This window comes from Larkinella sp. C7 (assembly GCF_006149005.1).
GTDB lineage: Bacteria > Bacteroidota > Bacteroidia > Cytophagales > Spirosomataceae > Larkinella.
In genome coordinates this window covers 48,047-64,713 of sequence record NZ_VBSL01000014.1, presented here as the reverse complement: position 1 = coordinate 64,713, position 16,667 = coordinate 48,047, and the positions used below count along the sequence as shown (strand labels likewise).

Annotated in this window: 14 protein-coding genes; 9 read left to right on the top strand and 5 right to left on the bottom strand. The window is 43.9% G+C overall.

Going from position 1 to position 16,667, the window contains the following annotated elements; all coding sequences use genetic code 11:
• The first annotated feature begins 1 nt into the window (after position 1).
• Complete coding sequence (locus FH871_RS25435; protein ID WP_138994237.1) at positions 2–1,030, top strand: sulfite exporter TauE/SafE family protein; 1,029 nt, start codon at positions 2–4, stop codon at positions 1,028–1,030.
• Between the two features lie 78 nt (positions 1,031–1,108).
• On the opposite strand, the gene FH871_RS25430 is transcribed toward FH871_RS25435, so the two are convergent.
• Both FH871_RS25430 and FH871_RS25425 read right to left on the bottom strand, forming a co-directional pair.
• Positions 1,109–1,816, bottom strand: a complete 708-nt coding sequence (locus FH871_RS25430) for a LytTR family DNA-binding domain-containing protein (protein WP_138994236.1) — start codon at positions 1,814–1,816, stop codon at positions 1,109–1,111.
• A 7-nt stretch (positions 1,817–1,823) separates the two neighbouring features.
• Positions 1,824–2,843 carry a sensor histidine kinase gene (locus FH871_RS25425; protein WP_138994235.1) on the bottom strand — a complete coding sequence of 340 codons (1,020 nt, stop codon included), beginning with the start codon at positions 2,841–2,843 and terminating at the stop codon, positions 1,824–1,826.
• A 195-nt stretch (positions 2,844–3,038) separates the two neighbouring features.
• Between FH871_RS25425 and FH871_RS25420 the strand changes: the two genes are divergently transcribed.
• Together FH871_RS25420 and FH871_RS25415 are read left to right on the top strand one after the other, a co-directional pair.
• Positions 3,039–3,968, top strand: a complete 930-nt coding sequence (locus tag FH871_RS25420; RefSeq protein ID WP_138994234.1) for an ABC transporter ATP-binding protein — start codon at positions 3,039–3,041, stop codon at positions 3,966–3,968.
• Positions 3,965–4,735: an ABC transporter permease gene (locus tag FH871_RS25415; protein WP_138994233.1), complete on the top strand. Its 771-nt coding sequence runs from the start codon at positions 3,965–3,967 to the stop codon at positions 4,733–4,735. Before FH871_RS25420 ends, FH871_RS25415 begins: the two co-directional genes overlap by 4 nt.
• A gap of 146 nt (positions 4,736–4,881) precedes the next feature.
• Here the strand turns inward: FH871_RS25415 and FH871_RS25410 are convergent, their stop codons facing one another.
• Both FH871_RS25410 and FH871_RS25405 read right to left on the bottom strand, forming a co-directional pair.
• On the bottom strand, positions 4,882–7,392 hold the full coding sequence (locus FH871_RS25410; RefSeq protein ID WP_229317559.1) for a TonB-dependent receptor: 2,511 nt from the start codon (positions 7,390–7,392) through the stop codon (positions 4,882–4,884).
• Positions 7,393–7,934: 542 nt separating this feature from the next.
• A complete protein-coding gene (locus FH871_RS25405) occupies positions 7,935–8,618 on the bottom strand; it encodes a recombinase family protein (RefSeq protein ID WP_138994231.1) in 684 nt (227 codons plus the stop codon).
• A 171-nt stretch (positions 8,619–8,789) separates the two neighbouring features.
• On the opposite strand from FH871_RS25405, the gene FH871_RS25400 reads away from it, so the two are divergent.
• The 6 genes from FH871_RS25400 (at position 8,790) to FH871_RS25375 (ending at position 15,103) form a co-directional block, all read left to right on the top strand.
• Positions 8,790–9,443 (top strand): recombinase family protein, encoded by a 654-nt coding sequence (locus FH871_RS25400; RefSeq protein ID WP_138994230.1) that lies wholly within the window; start codon positions 8,790–8,792, stop codon positions 9,441–9,443.
• A gap of 117 nt (positions 9,444–9,560) precedes the next feature.
• Positions 9,561–10,478 (top strand): ArdC family protein, encoded by a 918-nt coding sequence (locus FH871_RS25395; RefSeq protein ID WP_138994229.1) that lies wholly within the window; start codon positions 9,561–9,563, stop codon positions 10,476–10,478.
• 328 nt (positions 10,479–10,806) lie between these two features.
• Positions 10,807–11,088: a hypothetical protein gene (locus FH871_RS25390; protein WP_138994228.1), complete on the top strand. Its 282-nt coding sequence runs from the start codon at positions 10,807–10,809 to the stop codon at positions 11,086–11,088.
• A 117-nt stretch (positions 11,089–11,205) separates the two neighbouring features.
• Positions 11,206–11,643, top strand: a complete 438-nt coding sequence (locus FH871_RS25385; protein WP_138994227.1) for a hypothetical protein — start codon at positions 11,206–11,208, stop codon at positions 11,641–11,643.
• 390 nt (positions 11,644–12,033) lie between these two features.
• Positions 12,034–13,935 (top strand): Piwi domain-containing protein, encoded by a 1,902-nt coding sequence (locus tag FH871_RS25380; RefSeq protein WP_138994226.1) that lies wholly within the window; start codon positions 12,034–12,036, stop codon positions 13,933–13,935.
• Between the two features lie 4 nt (positions 13,936–13,939).
• Positions 13,940–15,103, top strand: a complete 1,164-nt coding sequence (locus FH871_RS25375) for an SIR2 family protein (protein ID WP_138994225.1) — start codon at positions 13,940–13,942, stop codon at positions 15,101–15,103.
• A gap of 685 nt (positions 15,104–15,788) precedes the next feature.
• Here the strand turns inward: FH871_RS25375 and FH871_RS25370 are convergent.
• On the bottom strand, positions 15,789–16,544 hold the full coding sequence (locus tag FH871_RS25370; protein ID WP_138994224.1) for a 3'-5' exonuclease: 756 nt from the start codon (positions 16,542–16,544) through the stop codon (positions 15,789–15,791).
• Positions 16,545–16,667 lie beyond the last annotated feature (123 nt).

The window sequence follows — 16,667 nt, the reverse complement described above, 5'->3', positions numbered from 1 at the left end:
TATGTCATTGTCCTTTTTTATTTTGTTTGTCTGTGCATTAGTCGCTTTTGCGCTCAGTGCGGTGTGTGGTGGCGGTGCGGGTTTGTTGCTAATGCCGGTATTGGGATCATTGCTGCCCGGTGCGCAAGTTCCGGCAGCGCTTTCCGTTGGTACGGTTTCGAGTTCGATTTCCCGTATTGTCGTTTTTCGTTCGCAGGTGCGCTGGGATCTGGTCGTGTGGTTCGTGCCCCCAGCCTTGCCCGCCGTCTGGTTGGGAGCCCGGTTGCTCAGCTTCGTCAATCCCCTTTATATTGAGCTGTTAATGGGCCTGTTTCTGGTGGCAAATCTGCCGTTGATCTTTCGGCCAAACGCTGAGATGCAGACTCCGCATGCTCTTCCCAAATTCTATTTGCTGCTGATCGGTGCAACTGCCGGTTTTGTCTCGGGCCTGACCGGAGCAGTTGGCCTGCTTTTCAACCGATTTTACCTGCGGTATGGGCTCCGTAAAGAGCAGATCGTAGTCACGCGGGCGGCTAATGAACTCCTGCTCCATGTGGTAAAATTGAGTCTGTATGCTTCTTTTGGATTGCTGTCCGGCAAGGCGATTGAAGTGGGTGCTGTAGTCGCACTGGCAGCCTTGCTGTCTTCCTGGGGAATGAAATGGCTGTTACCCCGGCTGAGTGAAAACCGGTTTCGGCGAATCGGTTACGGGGCAATGGTGGTGTCGGGTTTGAGCCTGTTTGGCGGAGCGGGCAGCCGTCTGGCGGCTGCCAATCAATTAGATACCAATTATACGCCAATCTCAGGAGGAATTGAAACCCAGGTGCAATGGCGTCAGGGCATCTTTGCACTGGAATTTGAGTACGACGAAGGCTTCGAATACGAGCATCGAATTACGCTGTCCGACCTGCCGGTTGCCCAAAAAGCCCGGGTAAAATCTCTAAGCCGTGGGGCGGATCGAATCATTCTGGAAGAGGTATTCGGGATCAATAAACACTACTACGAAGTCTATGTGTTTCGCAAAGGGAAACTGGAAAAGTTTGATATTTAGCCTGGACTGCGCTATTCCCTGCGTATAGTATGTCCTTGTGAATTTCCGTCCGTTCGGGAACACCATTGATAAGCCAGTTTAACCAATTCTCTTCAGAAGATTTTCCCGGTAAAAATCCCCGATGGGGATCTCCTTACCGCCAATCTGAACTCGGTTGCGATCAACGCTGTCCATTTTGTGCAGGGCTACGATGTAGGAACGGTGAATTCGTACAAAGTGACTGGACGGCAGTTTATCTTCCAACCGGCTTAGGGAGAGCTGCGTCATCCATTTCTGGTTCCGGGTATGAACCAGTACGTAATCTTTCCGTCCTTCTACATACAGAATATCCGCTAAGTCGACCCGAACCGTCCGGGACTCGCTTTTGATGAAGAGGCTTTCCGCTCCAGGAGCTTCCGGTGGGGTTGGTAAAGTCATTTCTTTAGCGGGTATTATCATTCGCTGTTGCACTTTATGAATCGCGGTGAGGAACCGTTCGAAAGGAATGGGTTTAACCAGGTAGTCGATGGCATTCACTTCAAACCCTTCGAGGGCAAACTCCTGATAGGCCGTGGTCAAAATGACAAAAGGTGGGTCTTTCAGGGTGCGCAGAAATTGGAGACCGGTTAGTTCCGGCATCTCAATGTCCAGTAGCAGCAAATCGATTGGGGTTTGGGCAAGCACTTGCAAAGCCTTCATTGGGCTGGTGCAAAGTTGAACCAACTGTAGAAAGGGTACCTTTTCGATGTAGTTTTCCATCACTTCCATGGCTAACCCCTCATCATCGACCACCAGGCATCGAATCATAACTCGTCTATAAATTTACCAAAAAGGTAGTGAAAAAAGACCCCTCCCGTTCTTCCAGAACCAACTGGTGACGGTTGGGGTACAAAAAGTTCAGTCGCCGACGCAGGTTCGCCAGACCAATTCCCCCGACCGACTCCGGCTTTCGGTTTCGTAATCTATTGACGGTGCGCATCTGTACAAACCGATCCGTAACGTCTACCTGGATGCCAACCGGATCATCGCCGTGCTTAAAGATATTTTCGATAATCGGTAGCAGCAGCAAAGGCTCCAGCCGGATTAGCCCCACCTCCCCATTGACGTCAAACTGAATCGAAAAGTGGGCGGGGAGCCGGAGTTTTTGTAAATCCAGATACCGGCGAATGATCTCAATTTCTTTGCTTAGGATAATTCGCTCTTCGTTGGTTTCGTAGAGCATATAGCGCATGAGTTGCGACAAATGCATAATTCCCTGCGAGGTTTCGGGGGCCTGCCGAAGCGAGAGCGCATAGAGGGAATTGAGAATGTTGAACAGAAAATGCGGGTTCAGCTGCGATTTAAGAAATGCCAATTCCGTTCGGAGCTGTACATTTTCCAGTTCTTTTGCTTTCCGCTGATTAATAAACCAATCACCCGTAAACCGGACAATACCCGCCAATATGACAAAGAACACCAATTCAAAAAACCGCAGCACCAGTTGGTTGGGGTACGACAGCGGAAAATCGGAGATGATCGGGCCCAGATACCACGCTCTGAGGGAATGGTAAAGCTGAATGGTCGTGACTTCCAGCAAAAAAATACTTCCCAGGTTGAAAAGCAAAAACAGGGTCAGGTGCATCCGACCCAAAAACCGGGGGATAAAGTAGCCATAGTTCAAATAAAAAATAGCCATCTGCCCAAGCAGGTGGACGCTCGGGTGCGATACCAGAACCGGGGTGCCATGATAAGCGGCCACATACACAATCACCGCCACGTAAAGTGCCCAGATTGCCCCATGTAGCCACGCTGACCAATGCGTTTGCCGGAAGCTCCATTGCGGGGTAATATTCATCGCTACAAGTTACGAAAGAACCCATTGCTCACCGTGATTTGCCTTAGAAAGGCCTCTGGCGGGTCCAGACCGGCTATTTTTACCGACAAAAATTTCTGTTCGGGAAAGGCCGGGTTCTGATGCGCCAGGAAGGTTCTCGGTCTATTTTATTTTTTAGTCCGATTGAGGGGGCATTGATTTGGGAAACAAAAAAATATGGTCCCTTATAGCATCGAAACCCATCACCTCAGCCATGCCTTCAAACACCGTCCGGTGCTGCATGATCTCAATTTACAGGTTCCTTCTGCCAGCATCTTCGGTTTTCTGGGCCCTAACGGTTCAGGTAAAACCACCACCATCCGGTTGTTGCTGGGTCTCATTCGGAGTCGAAAAGACGCCATCCGGTTATTTGGCAAGGATAGTAACCTTCACCGGCTGGAGATTTTAAGCCGGGTTGGTGCGCTGATCGAATCACCCGCTCTGTATAATCACCTCTCGGGCCGCGACAATCTGGAAGTGATCCGGTATGCCCGGCAGGTGGAGAAAAAGCAATTGGATCAGGTGCTGGAGCTGGTGCAACTAACGGGGAATACCCGTCAGAAAGTGCGTGAGTATTCGCTGGGGATGCGCCAACGGCTGGGGATCGCTATGGCTTTGCTGGGCAATCCGGACTTGCTTATTCTGGATGAACCGACCAACGGCCTAGACCCCGCCGGAATCCGGCAGATTCGGGAATTGCTAGTTGAATTGAGCCAGCAACACGGGAAAACCATTTTTGTGTCGAGCCATTTGCTGGGCGAAATGGAAAAGATCGCTACCCACCTGGCCATTCTCAACGAAGGCCATCTGTTATTCCAGGGAACGATGGCCCAATTGCAGCACCTTCAGTTGCCCGTTCTTTCGGTCGAAACGGATAACAATCAGCTCGCCCGTGATCTGTTGCAGCGCGCCCGGTATCGGTTATTGGATCATGGACCCGACCAATTGACTATCTCCATTGAGGATAGTCAGCAAATTGGGGCCATTAACCGCTTACTGATGGATCAGGGAGTGGCGGTTTACGCTTTGCAAACAAATCAACAAACACTGGAGGATCTATTTTTTACCTTAACTCGTCAATCTGAAGCCGCGAACCCTAACCGATGATGACCTTGTCTTATTTTGTCCGAAGTCTTTCTCAGGAAAGACTAAAATTCAAAGGTACGCTGGTGGTTTGGCTGGCTCTTGTGGCACCGGTTTTTGTGGCAGTAGTGGCCTTTATGGCCAGTTACCTTGATGGCCATAACCTTTATCAAAAGGGCATCAATCCGTGGCTGGACTATTCCGGTCATATTCTAATTGGCTGGACGTTATTTGTATTTCCCATTTACGTCAGTCTTCTGTCGGCTTTGGTCCACGCCATCGAACACCAGTCCAATACCTGGAAAACCGTCTATAGCCTTCCAATGCCAAAATGGAGTATCTATGCAGCCAAACTGGTTTTGTTCACCGGACTTATCGTGTTCAGTCACTTGCTGCTGTTTGGCTTAGCCGAAGCAGGTGGCTATCTGCTGGGTGTACTGAAGCCGTCATACGGCTTCCAATTGTTTTCGCTCCATTGGGTCCTGGCTGAAGGATGTTTCGCTGGTTTGCTGAGTGGTCTGGGCCTGTGTGCCATTCAATTCTATATCGGCTTGAGGTTCAGTAGTTTTATCGTTCCGGCGGGTTTTGGGTTGATGGTGACCATGGCAGGAGCCATCTCCCGGTCGTTGCCCATAAGCCGGTTTTCTCCGTATCTATGGCCAGTTTCCTTTTTTAACCGCTCCATTCAGGTCAATAACTGGCAGTACGGCTATGTATACATCGGGATGCTGACCTTTTTGATAGGAGCGATAGCTGGTTTTCAAATGATCTCCCGTCGAGACGTATCGTAGCTCAATCAAAAACGCCAGATCGGCACGATCTGGCGTTTTTGATTTTTTCGTGTAACTATAAACTGCATTCTTCTTTAGTGTCACCTTCAGATTTGATAATCCGGACTTGCCTAAAACCAGAGGCTAGAGCCCTTAACTACAGGCAATCAATTCTCATCACCGAGGGATTTATTCATCTTCACCTTCGCGCCATTCAGACTACCAATCTTATAACTGAACGTGGCTCGAACACTGGCGTTATAGATGTATTGCCGAAAATCCTGATTAAACTGGGCCGAAGTCAACACCGACGTAAAGCCCATGCCCCGGGTGAGAAAATTCTCGGCGGCTAACCCTAGACTGCCTCGTTTATTGCTAAAGTCTTTCCGCGCACCCAGCGAATATTGCGCAAAGCCGATCCGGTAGCCCTGCAGATTAATGTCCTTGCCCCGATAACCAATATTGGCCTGCACGGCCCAGTCTTTATCGAGTTGCAATTGGGTATCTATGCGCCCACCCCAGCGGAATCCCTGGTTGCTGATTTGGGTCGATAAACCGTTCACATCCAGGGCCAGACCCTGAATAAACCGGTACATCACGTCCAGATTGGCATTCACACTCCACCGGGGGGTTAGGTTAACCGTGGCAAACACATTGGAGCCGTAATTATATTCTTTCCCCAGGTTGGTTACGCGCGTCACGACAGCCCCCACCAGGGTATCCGAGCGTTGACTGATCGATTGAATGTCATCGGTGTTGAGCCGGGTGTAGAGCGTAAAGTTCAAATACGTTTTCTTTAGCTGCGTACTATAGCCAACTTCAATCCGGTCAACGGTTTCGGGTTTTAAATACGGATTGCCAAGCCGGATGTTGAGGGGATTGACCGTATTGAAGTTAGGGTTCAAATCATCGATGAAGGGGCGACGAATACGCCGGGTATAGGCCAGTTTTAGCGTGGCGTTTTCCCTGATTTTCTTGGCCAGGTTGATGCTGGGTAATAGCCGTCCGTAATTGGGAATCGAGATGGGCTCCTGTCCACCGGCCTTAGACCCTCCAGTCCAGGCCTGAATGCTGGTATACTCATACCGTAAGCCCGTCATAATGGCTAGTTTGTTGCGCGTCGTGAACGTAGTCGATAGGTAAGCCGCTGCAATATTCTGATCGTAATGAAGCGAACCCGACGGACGATTTTCATCCGGATCAAACGCCGAGGTGGGACTGGCCAGCAGATATTGGTAGAGGCTGGTAACCTGGCGAAGGGTGTTTTTCCCCCCGAACTCCAGTTGAACGCGCTGACTGAGCGGCATTTGATAGTCGCTCTGAAGGATAAATTCCTGATTCGTCGCATCGTTCAGATTTTTCTGCCGAGAGCTGATCAAACCAAGAGTATCCAGTTGATTCGCATCAAAATTGTTGGTCAGCTTATTCTGGCTGTATTGCGACGACAGGCTAAACTCCTTCTTCCCGCGGTTTGCCGTGCTGGGGTATGTATGCAGGTAATCAACGTTGACATCAATCGAATTCGATAGATTCTGGCTATTTACATCCCGTTTGGAAGGTAAGCTAAGCCGTTCGCCGGAGAGCAGCGTCGTCGTTTGGTGCTGATCCATCGTTAAGTTCCGAATACCCAGCCGAACGCCCGCCGTCAGGGATTGGTTTTTCGCCAGATCATAATCCAGCCCTAAGGCATATTGCGCAAATACGCCTTTGTCAAAGGCTTTAATGTGCTGGTTGGTGCGAACCGGCGCTGCTCCCGCTGCCAGAAAGGTCGTTTGATTTAAATCAGAAGCCGATGGATTATAAATAACCCGGCCATTCCCATTGAGATTAACGCCCAGGTTGCCTTTTCGAAAACTACCGTTCAGGCCCAGCGTCGCATTGCGATTGCCCAGGCCGCTATCGACATCGAGATGCAAACCCTGGAGCGTATTCTTTTTGGTAATGATATTAATAATACCTCCGCTGCCTTCCGAATCATATTTAGCTGAGGGTGACGTAATCACTTCGACCGTTTTGATGAGATCCGCGGGTATTTGTCGCAGGGCATCGGCCAGATTCCCGGCCAGGATGGACGACGGTTTATTGTTGATCAGAACCCGTACACTGGAACTGCCCTGTAGGGTTACGTTCCCCAGCAAGTCAACCGAGAGCATCGGTACTTTTTTGAGAATATCGGTGGCATCACCGCCTTTAGCCGCCAGGTCGCTATCGGCATTATAGACCAGTCGATCTACTTTGTCTTCCACTAGGGCTTTCTTCCCGGCGACCGTCACTTCATTCAATGTGCGGGTACTGGTACTTAACCGAACTACCCCTATATCTTTGGTTTGACCTACCGTCAAAATGATGTTGTCAACCGTTCTGGTGTTATAACCCAGAAACGAAATGAGCAGTCGGTAGGTACCAGGAGCAATACGGGTAAGCGAAAATTTTCCTTTCTCGTTGGCTACCGTTCCATCGACTAATTTACCGGTAGACGTTTCGTATAAAGCCACGTTTGCAAATTCGACCGCCTTGGTCAGCGTCGAATCAACCGCATAGCCCGTAATCTTTGCGTTTCCTTTCGGTGAGCCAGCTGAGATGCCCGGTTTAATTGGATCAGCCGGGGAAGCAGCAGACTGGGCGGCTACCTGGCCCGTTAGGAGTAAACTGGATATCAAATAAATGAGGTGTCGCACGGGCGATATTTTTTTGAGATTACGCTTGATTGGTACAAGTAGACACATGATTAGAATACATAGGCTAAAAAACAAGTGTAGAAGACCGATTTCGGCGATTAAATCCTTACAATCGACCGCTGAAATTGAGCTTCAAATCATTATATCGTTGCCTTTATCGAGCAGTAACCACAAAAAAAGTGCGGCAGGCAACTCATCAATAGCCAACGAAGTCAGATTCTGAACGACTTTAACAGATAACCATTGGTTGCATCCGAGGTATGGCTTCCAATGAAAAAAATGATCGATTGCTCCGGCGCAGGATGGTGTCAGTGGCCAACCATCTGTACTATGCAATCTGATGAGAATACTAGTTCATCGTTTGGTTGTCTCATTTTTCATGAAAAGACAGAATCATACGGAATTGAATCAACAAGTGATTGACTGAATGAAATATCAAATGAAGGAAGTAAATCTGAAGTAAACCTGAAGCACTCGGATAAAATGGCACAAAGGGACAAGTAAAGACATAAAGTCGGGTAATAAAATATATTTGAATAGCCTTACACTTCTAGCAATTTCAGAATACGCTGGACTTGCACGGCTTGAAATAATTTCCCCCGGCGTGTTCGAAAGCCGTGTTTGTTGAGCGTATTAGCAATGGTAGTCCAGGACTGGCCAGCCTGACGCATCGATTGAGTCAGGGCTAGAGCTCGGCGATTATTGGGATCCATACGGGCATTTTGCTGTCGAACCGCTAGTCCCCGCTGGGTGGCTTCATCGGTTAAGTTAGCTGGAGTACCCAATTGAAATCCTGCCTTTTTTTTCTGGGCTAAGGCCTGGCGAGTTCGTTCCGAAATCAATTCGCGTTCGTGCTGAGCCATACTAGCCATTACGCCAATGGTTAAGGTATTGGCCTGGGGCATGTCGGCACAGACGAAGGAGACGCCCGAATCCCTAAGGGTAAATATAAAAGCAATATTGCGGGTAAGGCGGTCGAGTTTGGCAATCAGTAAGCGCGCCCCATTTTGCTGGCAATAGTCGATCGCCTGGAGCAGTTGGGGTCGGTTATTATTCTTACCCGACTCGATATCCGTGAACTCAGCCTGGGTCTTTCCTTCTATTCCTAAAAAGGAGATTACGCTTGCTTTCTGGGCTTCTAATCCCAGCCCACTAGCTCCTTGCTTTTGGGTCGAGACGCGGTAGTAAACCACATATTGGTTCGAATTGGTAATTGTTGAGATCATAGTTACGAAGGTAAATCTGATTTTACATTTTCCAAATGGTCGATGCGAAAACGTTATAAACTCGAAATTTTTCCTACTTTTATCCGTGGAACACCTTCAAGAATCAAACTTTGTTGAAAAGGGGAAGAAGGGTTCATTTTTTCTCCCCATTCCAACACCTATATATAAGGTATGAAATACGTACCCTACTACCGGGTCTCAACGGCTGGCCAGGGAAAGAGTGGCTTGGGTCTTTCGGCTCAGCGCGAGATCGTAAACCGGTTCCTCAAAGCGGATGATGAACTCTTACTCGAATTTATCGAAGTCGAATCGGGCAAGAAATCCAACCGCCCCCAACTATCGGCCGCTATTGCTTTTGCTAAACAACACCGGGCGCGTTTACTGATTGCCAAACTCGACCGGTTGAGTCGCAATGTCTCTTTTATCTTTTCCCTGCGTAATTCCGAGGTCGACTTTGTGGCCTGCGACATTCCCGATGCCAATACCCTCACCGTAGGAATCATGGCAGTTCTGGCCCAACATGAAAGGGAATTGATTGGGGAAAGGACGCGGGCGGCTTTACAGGCCAAGAAAGCCCAGGGGCATAAATTGGGCATGCCCAATATCACACCGGCCATTACGCAAAAGGGCTTGGAGATTCGTCAGGAAAACGCTCGAACGCATCAAGCAAATTTGCAAGCGGCTGAACTGGTCCGGTTGTACCGTAAAGACGGACTCACCTATGCTGCTGTTGCTGAGCGCTTAAATGCCATGGGATATCGAACCCGAAGAGGCAATAAATTCTTTGCCATGAGTGCCCAACGGTTGGACTCAAAAACGAATTAATCGGTTTTGAAAATCACCATATTACCATATTTTATGTGCTAATTAATTGTATTATATGATATAAATGTTTATATTTATATCATAATCAATGAGTTAAACACGTAAACATTGACCCATATGCAACCCAAGAAATTAACCTTCGCTCATGACATTGATGTGTTTCAAAAGGTCACCAACCTGTTTATTGAAAAGCTCGAAAACGGCGTGAACCCCTGGGTTAAATCGTGGTCTATGGTGGGATTGCTCCCCCAGAATTATTTCAATAAAAACACCTATCAGGGGATTAATTTGTTCCTGCTGTCGCTCAGCCCGTATGATGTACCGTTCTTTTGCACCTTTAACCAGGCCCGGGAAAACGGCGGCACCATCAAAAAAGGGGCGAAATCATTGCCGGTTATTTACTGGAATTTTGTGGACAGCAAAACCGAAACGATCACGGGCCCCGATGGAACCGAGCAACCCAAGAAAAAGGCCTTTATAAAGTATTACAACGTCTTTAACATTTGCGATGTCGAAGGCATTGACTTTGTGTTACCCGCTCTCCCAACAAATCCGAATGAACCGATTCAGATTTGTGAAACCATCGTTGCCCAGATGCCGCAAGCTCCCGCTATTCGGCACACCAACAAAGCCCGGGCCTATTACAGCCCATTGGCTGATTTAGTCAATATGCCGGATCAAGAACAGTTTTCCAGTTCAAAGACGTATTACAGCGTTTTATTCCACGAGCTGACCCACAGTACCGGTCATGCAAGCCGGTTGAACCGGGAGGGCGTCACGCAGCTTTGTCCGTTTGGTTCGACCAATTATTCCAGGGAAGAATTAGTAGCCGAATTGGGTGCCGCCTTTCTAAATACGTTTACCGGCATCGCTGATGAAACTTTACTGGATAATTCAGCCGCCTACTTAAAAGGGTGGTTGAAGCCCCTACGGGACGATAAGAAATTCATTTTCTGGGCCGCCAAAGAGGCTCAAAAAGCGGTTCAGTTCATCGCTCCTGTCTTGAGTGATCCACATCCCGAACCCTTGGAATAACGCCAACCAAAGGTCCGCAACAAAGTGGGCCACTTTTTTTCACAACGGCCCGGCTTTGCCGGGATCCCAGAACAAGCATTGGGGTGAAAATTAGCGAATCGATGGGAAAACCACTTGATTTGTTCGGGGGTAGCCTATTGACCAGCAACCGGGAGGGCGCTTACTTGGTTTTGAGGTCGCTGGTAGCGAGCACCGACTCGAGCGTATTGATATCGAACGGCTCGTAATACACCCAATTGCGGCTATTCGTTTTACCTGACCGAGGGACCCGGATAGGCACGTTTGTATCTTCCTATCGGAACCTAAAATTTTGACTTGTAAAATCGTCATGGAAGAAACCAACTCAAATCACGCATTGCCCGTAAAAAAGCAACATCTCTGGCAAGTGGGTGACCTTGCCCGGAGTGTACAGCAAGTGAACCCAACCGTTGCGATACTACTCGAACCCAACCGTTTTATTTGGGTTACGATGGACGGTGCTTGTTGTCATATTTCTCCGGATGAAATGGAATTTGATTATAACACGGAATTACGGTATCAGTACGCGGGAGAGCAAGAGGTCTTGATCGATTATGAACTGGATCTCTTCACGCCCTACTTTAATCGGTAAAATGCCTTCAATGGACAGTAAAGGGATTTGTTTATAGAGTATTGTGCGATCCGCACCTAGATAATGGATCGGTTTAGAAGACCAATTTGATTAAACGGCAATTTCGGGTCACCTACCATGGAATCACCCATCAAGCAGGCTTATACAGATTATCAGGAAAAATTACAGGCATTTGCGCAAACCATCAAGTCCCAGGTGCGCGCGAATGCCAGCCTGAAAGCGGTGCAGGCAGCACTGGAAATTACCGCTGCGATGTACTACCAACGTTTGAAATATCCTCAAAATATCCCCAAACAAGAAATTGATGCGTTAACCAAACTGGTGCAAAATGACGCTATCGCGCAGCGATATGAGGAAACCCTTGAATTCGGCCAGCAGTTGAGTGAAACCATTGCTGAAAGTCTGAGAAACGCGGAGATTACCGTTACCTTCCTTTGTAAGAAGTTAGGTATTAATACATCAAGTTACCACCGGAAACAAAAAGACCCCCGTTTGTGGGACAAGGCCGAAATCGAACGAATTGCCCAAGTCATTGAAATCATTAAACGGCTTTAAAAAAGTAGCGCGTTTAGATTCACGTAGTCCGATGTTATTGAGCGTTTAAATGCCGTGGGTTTAGAACCTAAAAAGAAACAAATTCATTGCAATGATTGCTTATTATAACTAGCTATTTATTTTTATAAACCATTAATTTACAGTAATTTATGAATATTTTTCCTTGTTATATAAATTGAATTATGTTAACTAATTTGTTTTTGCTGTATATTTCCTATCATGAAAATTTTCTATTATTAATATCATAAGATTATAAAGGGAGCCTTTTTGCCTTTTTCAGTATATTACAACTTCTAATATAGATTTTATTAGAAGTATTTAATCTGAAAGCAAAATAAGATAGCTCGACATAAGAATCAATAATTGTTGCAATAGCCAATTGTATAACTGATGGGAAAAATCGCGATCAATTTCGTTCCATTAAAAAACCAAGATTTTATATTCAACGCATTTCGAAAACTGCGCGATATGAATGATGGTAAGAACGAAGATAAAAGTATATTTTCTTTATACTTGCCACAGAATGAAGAGCCACTCGCACAGTATTTAAGTTACTGGTTAAGTTTTGTATATAGAGATGATTTTGAAGAGTTTAACTATTCTTCAAAAGATAACATTCACCTTACTAATAGATATTTACATTATACTTTAGAACAAGCATGTAATGAAAAACTGCAAATAGAAATAGATTATAGCGTTTTTTATAGTACAGCTACTAAACAAATTCGATTTATTATCAAACGTCATTCAGAAGGGGATGAAGTAGTTTATTTATCAACTCATTTTCTTGAATTAACTCAGCAACACGGTTTTTTATTGGAGTATAAATTCATAATGAATGAAAATCAAACCTTTAACCGTAAAGTACAACAACTTAGTTTAAGTTTAAATAAAGAATTCAAATCTAATAACAATCTGTATTTTGAAAAATTTGAAAAACTTAAAGAGTTTGCAAAACAATATTACAGGAAAATATTTTCAGGTAACATCTTAGATTTTGGAGGATTCTCACAGATTGAATATAGTCAACTTACCGGGAAAAGATATATTTTTGGTAATGGAGGTGAAGATAATTATCCGACTAGTGGTTTAAATAAATTTGGTCCCTACAAAAAAATTAAAGAACCTGTTTTGTTTTATTTTTACCGGTTAGAAAGTGAAAAGGATAAAGCTTTAAAGCTTTATAATTTTCTTGTTGGTAAAGAGGTGGAAGAGAATAAATATTTTGATGGGTTTGCCAATACTTACGGTGTTATTATAGACCAGACTAATATTAGAGGTTTAAATGCTGATAAATACAAGAAACCATTAGAACTTGAAAATATCAGTAAAGAATTAGTACAAAAACACCCAGGTTATAAATTGATCGTTTTTGCGTTTTCTCCACGTAAAGAAGATGGTGGAGACGAAAAGAAACGGTATTTAACACTTAAATATGAATTTGCTCAGCGGTCAATACCAGTTCAATTTGTTCAATATGGAACTGTAACTAATAATTACTCACTTAAATCAGCGATTCCAAATATAGCTTTAGCTGTATTTGCTAAACTTGGCGGAGAGCCTTGGAAAGTAAAACCCACAAACGATGATTGTTTAATCTTAGGTATTAGCCAGACTGTACACAATAAGCCAGGATCTAAGGCGAAAAAATATGTAGCATATTCTGTGTTATTAGATACCGGTGGTATTTATAAGAGTTTAGAAGTATTAAGTACTGACGAAAAATTAGACAACTATTTAATCAAACTAAAAGAAAATTTAAAATTAGTACTAGAAACCGCAACGATTTCCTATTCTAAAGTGGTTTTACATGTAACTTTTAAACTAAGAAAGAAAGAACTTGAAGCTATCACTGATACATTAAAGGAGTTTGATGCTAGTATAGAGTTTGTTGTAATAAGAATTAATACAACAAACGAATTTACAGGATATGACCAAAGTAAGGGACATCTTACGCCTACAAAAAATGTCTATCTACCTTTATCAAGTAGTAAGTTTTTATTATGGCTAGAAGGCACAAATAATCAGCATGAAGTGCCTTTTAAAAGATATTCAGGCCCGTTGTATATTGAGTTTCACTTCAGCTCAAAAACCTTAACTTCAGATGAGAAAAAAAGATATTTACAAGACCTTCTAAACTTGTCTGGTGCAAATTGGCGTGGCCTAAATGCTAAAGCTGTTCCCGTATCTGTATATTATTGTAAGTTAGTGTCCGAATATATTATGGATTTTAAAGAAACCCTTGATCTAGAAGATTTAAAAAGTAAGTTTGATAACCCTTGGTTTCTATAATTATATGAGAAGTGAAATAAGAAATACAAATGGAAGTGTATTAGTTCTTCTCGGCGCGGGAGCTAGTATAGATGCTGGAGTACTTCATACTTCACGGATGATTTCAGATATTAACAACATGCTTGCTAATAACCCTGAATGGATAAAATACCGGCCTATTTATAAGCATCTAAAGAGTTTGTATGGTAAAGAATATAATTCAGACAATGGATCTGTTATTCGTGGTGATTTAAATATTGAACAACTTGTAGGGAACTTAACAGAATTGCTTTTACTATTAAATGGAGAGCATATTCTTTACCCTTTTTTTAAGAGCTGGATTGACTTATTTCAAAACCTTTACGGTTTTGAAGATGTAAAAAATTTTAGAAGTAAGATTGAAGATAAATTGAAAGAATGGATAGTGCCGAATCAATTAAAGCTCGACTATTTTAGGCAACTTTTGATTTTTGCAAAAGAAAATTCTGGATCAGGATTAAGAGTATTCACTCTTAATTATGATAAATGTATTGAAGGAGCATTCCAAGAGCATGATGACATTACAGGATTATTATTAGAAAGAGGGTTTGGAAAAGAAAAGCAGAATGCTACTTGGAATACTAGAAACTTTGATGAAAAGAATGATTTAGATAGTCAGCCTAATGCGGAAAAATCGAAATATATTTTTTTATATAAAATGCACGGTAGTATTGATTGGGATCGTAATGATAAGCAGGAACTAATTAAAACTAACAACTTAAGTATACGAGAACTAATATTCGGAACCCAACAAAAAGTTAAGGCTCATGATCCATATCTATATTATGTTTATCAGTTTAGAACCTCTACTTTAAATGCAAAACTTATTATAGTATGTGGTTATAGTTTTTTTGATGACTATATTAATAGGATTTTGCATCAATCATTGTTAAGTAATTCAGATGAGAAAATACTTATTTGTGATTATTTTGAAGATTCTGATTTGCCCTTAAGTGAAGAACGGGAAAAAGAAAGATATATTTTCTATTCAGATATTTTACAGCCGCAGAACCAAGAGCAAATAAAACTATGGTTTGGGAAAGCACCTGCTTTTTTTGAATTTTTGTCTATGGATAATTTGGAAACTTTGTTTCCGCCAGATCCAGAGGAAGAATTATTTTTTTCAAATACGTCGACTGAGGAAATTTAAATTTAAGTTACATGCTAATAAATCAATTGTGCGATTGACATTTGCACATTCTCCTTTAACTATTTCTCCCTATTGCTCGTAATCTTACATTCGACATTCTCCCCTATCTTGAATTACAATTAAGTCTGGCGAATATAGTTCTCAAAGCTCGGCCACCAGTTGTTTGAGCGCTTCGTTTTCGGACTTAATCGATTGTACTTCGGGAGCAGTAGCTTCATGAGAAGTATCTCCGGCCAGTAGTTTTTTACCCGCCTCTAAAAATTATTTGCTACTTCGGCAGTCTGATCCAGCGATAATAGATATTGGTGACGGTCCGCCGTCGCGGTGAGCCCTTCTCGTCAGCAGATTTCAGCGAATGACTGCTTTCCTTGCAAGCTTTCCAGTACAATGCGCCGGGTGGTCGGTGCCAATCTTTCCTTTGGCCGTGTACTGGCGTCGGATTTGACCCGCACTGGCTGGCGGACCGGCTGGATTTCTTTAATAATGGAAGGGGTGGGTTTACGTTCAGTATATGTCTGTGAGTTGGTAGCAGAACGTTTGGGCTGGGATGATTTTGCCGATTTGAACATAACTTTGGTGACTTTAGTGAAACAACCAGGTAGCCTTTGCGATTACTGAATTGTCCCTTCCCTTTCACACCTTATTTATCCACTTTTACTTGACGACGTACAATTATTAGAGATTATCATAGGCAATTCTCACTCAAAATCTTGGCTGCCAGTTTTTTAGTGTCAGGTGCGAAATCTTTCTTTATCATCCATTTCAAATAGCTAGCCTGTTCCTTTGCAGGTACGCCACGATGTTCGCCAAAGGAAAAGCAAATTTCCCCTTCTGCATTTTCGTAGAATTTTCCGGAGATGTCCAGTATCTTTTTACCCCTATTAGAATACAAAGCCAGCTCTTCCACGGTGGTCGGCAAATCACCATATTTCTCAAGTTGTCCAGTTAATACATTCACCGTAGCTAATACGTCCGCTTCTGCACTATGCGCATTCTCAAATTCCCGATCACAATAGAATTTTACGGCGGCACTTAGTGTTCGTGTTTCTTTAATCTTGAAGACATTTCCAGGATCAACGATGCAAATGGTACTATAGTCCCAGTCAATACCAGACCTTAGAAATTCATGATAAAGCACCGGTACATCATAGGCAATTGCGTTGAAGCCAGCTAAGTCACAGTCCTTAATGTAATTAAGCAGGCTTTGGGCTTTTGCTGTAAAGGTAGGTTCAAGGGCCACATCTTCGTCGGTAATTCCGTGGACTTCGGTACTAGCTGGTGGAATAGGAATGCAAGGATTTAACCTTCGTGTTCTAATTTCATGGGTTCCATCTACATTAAGCTTATACAAAGATATTTCAACGATTCTAGCATCTGGCACGCTAAGAGAAGTAGTTTCTAGATCGAAAAAGATGATGGGGCGTGATAATTTTAGCTTCATTTTTGATAATTTATTGAAAAGAGCCCTATTTTTCCACTTTTCTGGTAATTAAATGATTGGTATCTTTATCCATCACTTACTTCATTAGCTAATCTATTCAGCATAAAAATGACCATTATTGCA

Coding starts and splice junctions, on each gene's coding strand:
- FH871_RS25435 (WP_138994237.1), top strand. CDS start 2: ATGTCATTGTCCTTTTTTATTTTGTTTGTCTGTGCATTAGTCGCTTTT.
- FH871_RS25430 (WP_138994236.1), bottom strand. CDS start 1,816: ATGATTCGATGCCTGGTGGTCGATGATGAGGGGTTAGCCATGGAAGTG.
- FH871_RS25425 (WP_138994235.1), bottom strand. CDS start 2,843: ATGAATATTACCCCGCAATGGAGCTTCCGGCAAACGCATTGGTCAGCG.
- FH871_RS25420 (WP_138994234.1), top strand. CDS start 3,039: ATGGTCCCTTATAGCATCGAAACCCATCACCTCAGCCATGCCTTCAAA.
- FH871_RS25415 (WP_138994233.1), top strand. CDS start 3,965: ATGATGACCTTGTCTTATTTTGTCCGAAGTCTTTCTCAGGAAAGACTA.
- FH871_RS25405 (WP_138994231.1), bottom strand. CDS start 8,618: ATGATCTCAACAATTACCAATTCGAACCAATATGTGGTTTACTACCGC.
- FH871_RS25400 (WP_138994230.1), top strand. CDS start 8,790: ATGAAATACGTACCCTACTACCGGGTCTCAACGGCTGGCCAGGGAAAG.
- FH871_RS25395 (WP_138994229.1), top strand. CDS start 9,561: ATGCAACCCAAGAAATTAACCTTCGCTCATGACATTGATGTGTTTCAA.
- FH871_RS25390 (WP_138994228.1), top strand. CDS start 10,807: ATGGAAGAAACCAACTCAAATCACGCATTGCCCGTAAAAAAGCAACAT.
- FH871_RS25385 (WP_138994227.1), top strand. CDS start 11,206: ATGGAATCACCCATCAAGCAGGCTTATACAGATTATCAGGAAAAATTA.
- FH871_RS25380 (WP_138994226.1), top strand. CDS start 12,034: ATGGGAAAAATCGCGATCAATTTCGTTCCATTAAAAAACCAAGATTTT.
- FH871_RS25375 (WP_138994225.1), top strand. CDS start 13,940: ATGAGAAGTGAAATAAGAAATACAAATGGAAGTGTATTAGTTCTTCTC.
- FH871_RS25370 (WP_138994224.1), bottom strand. CDS start 16,544: ATGAAGCTAAAATTATCACGCCCCATCATCTTTTTCGATCTAGAAACT.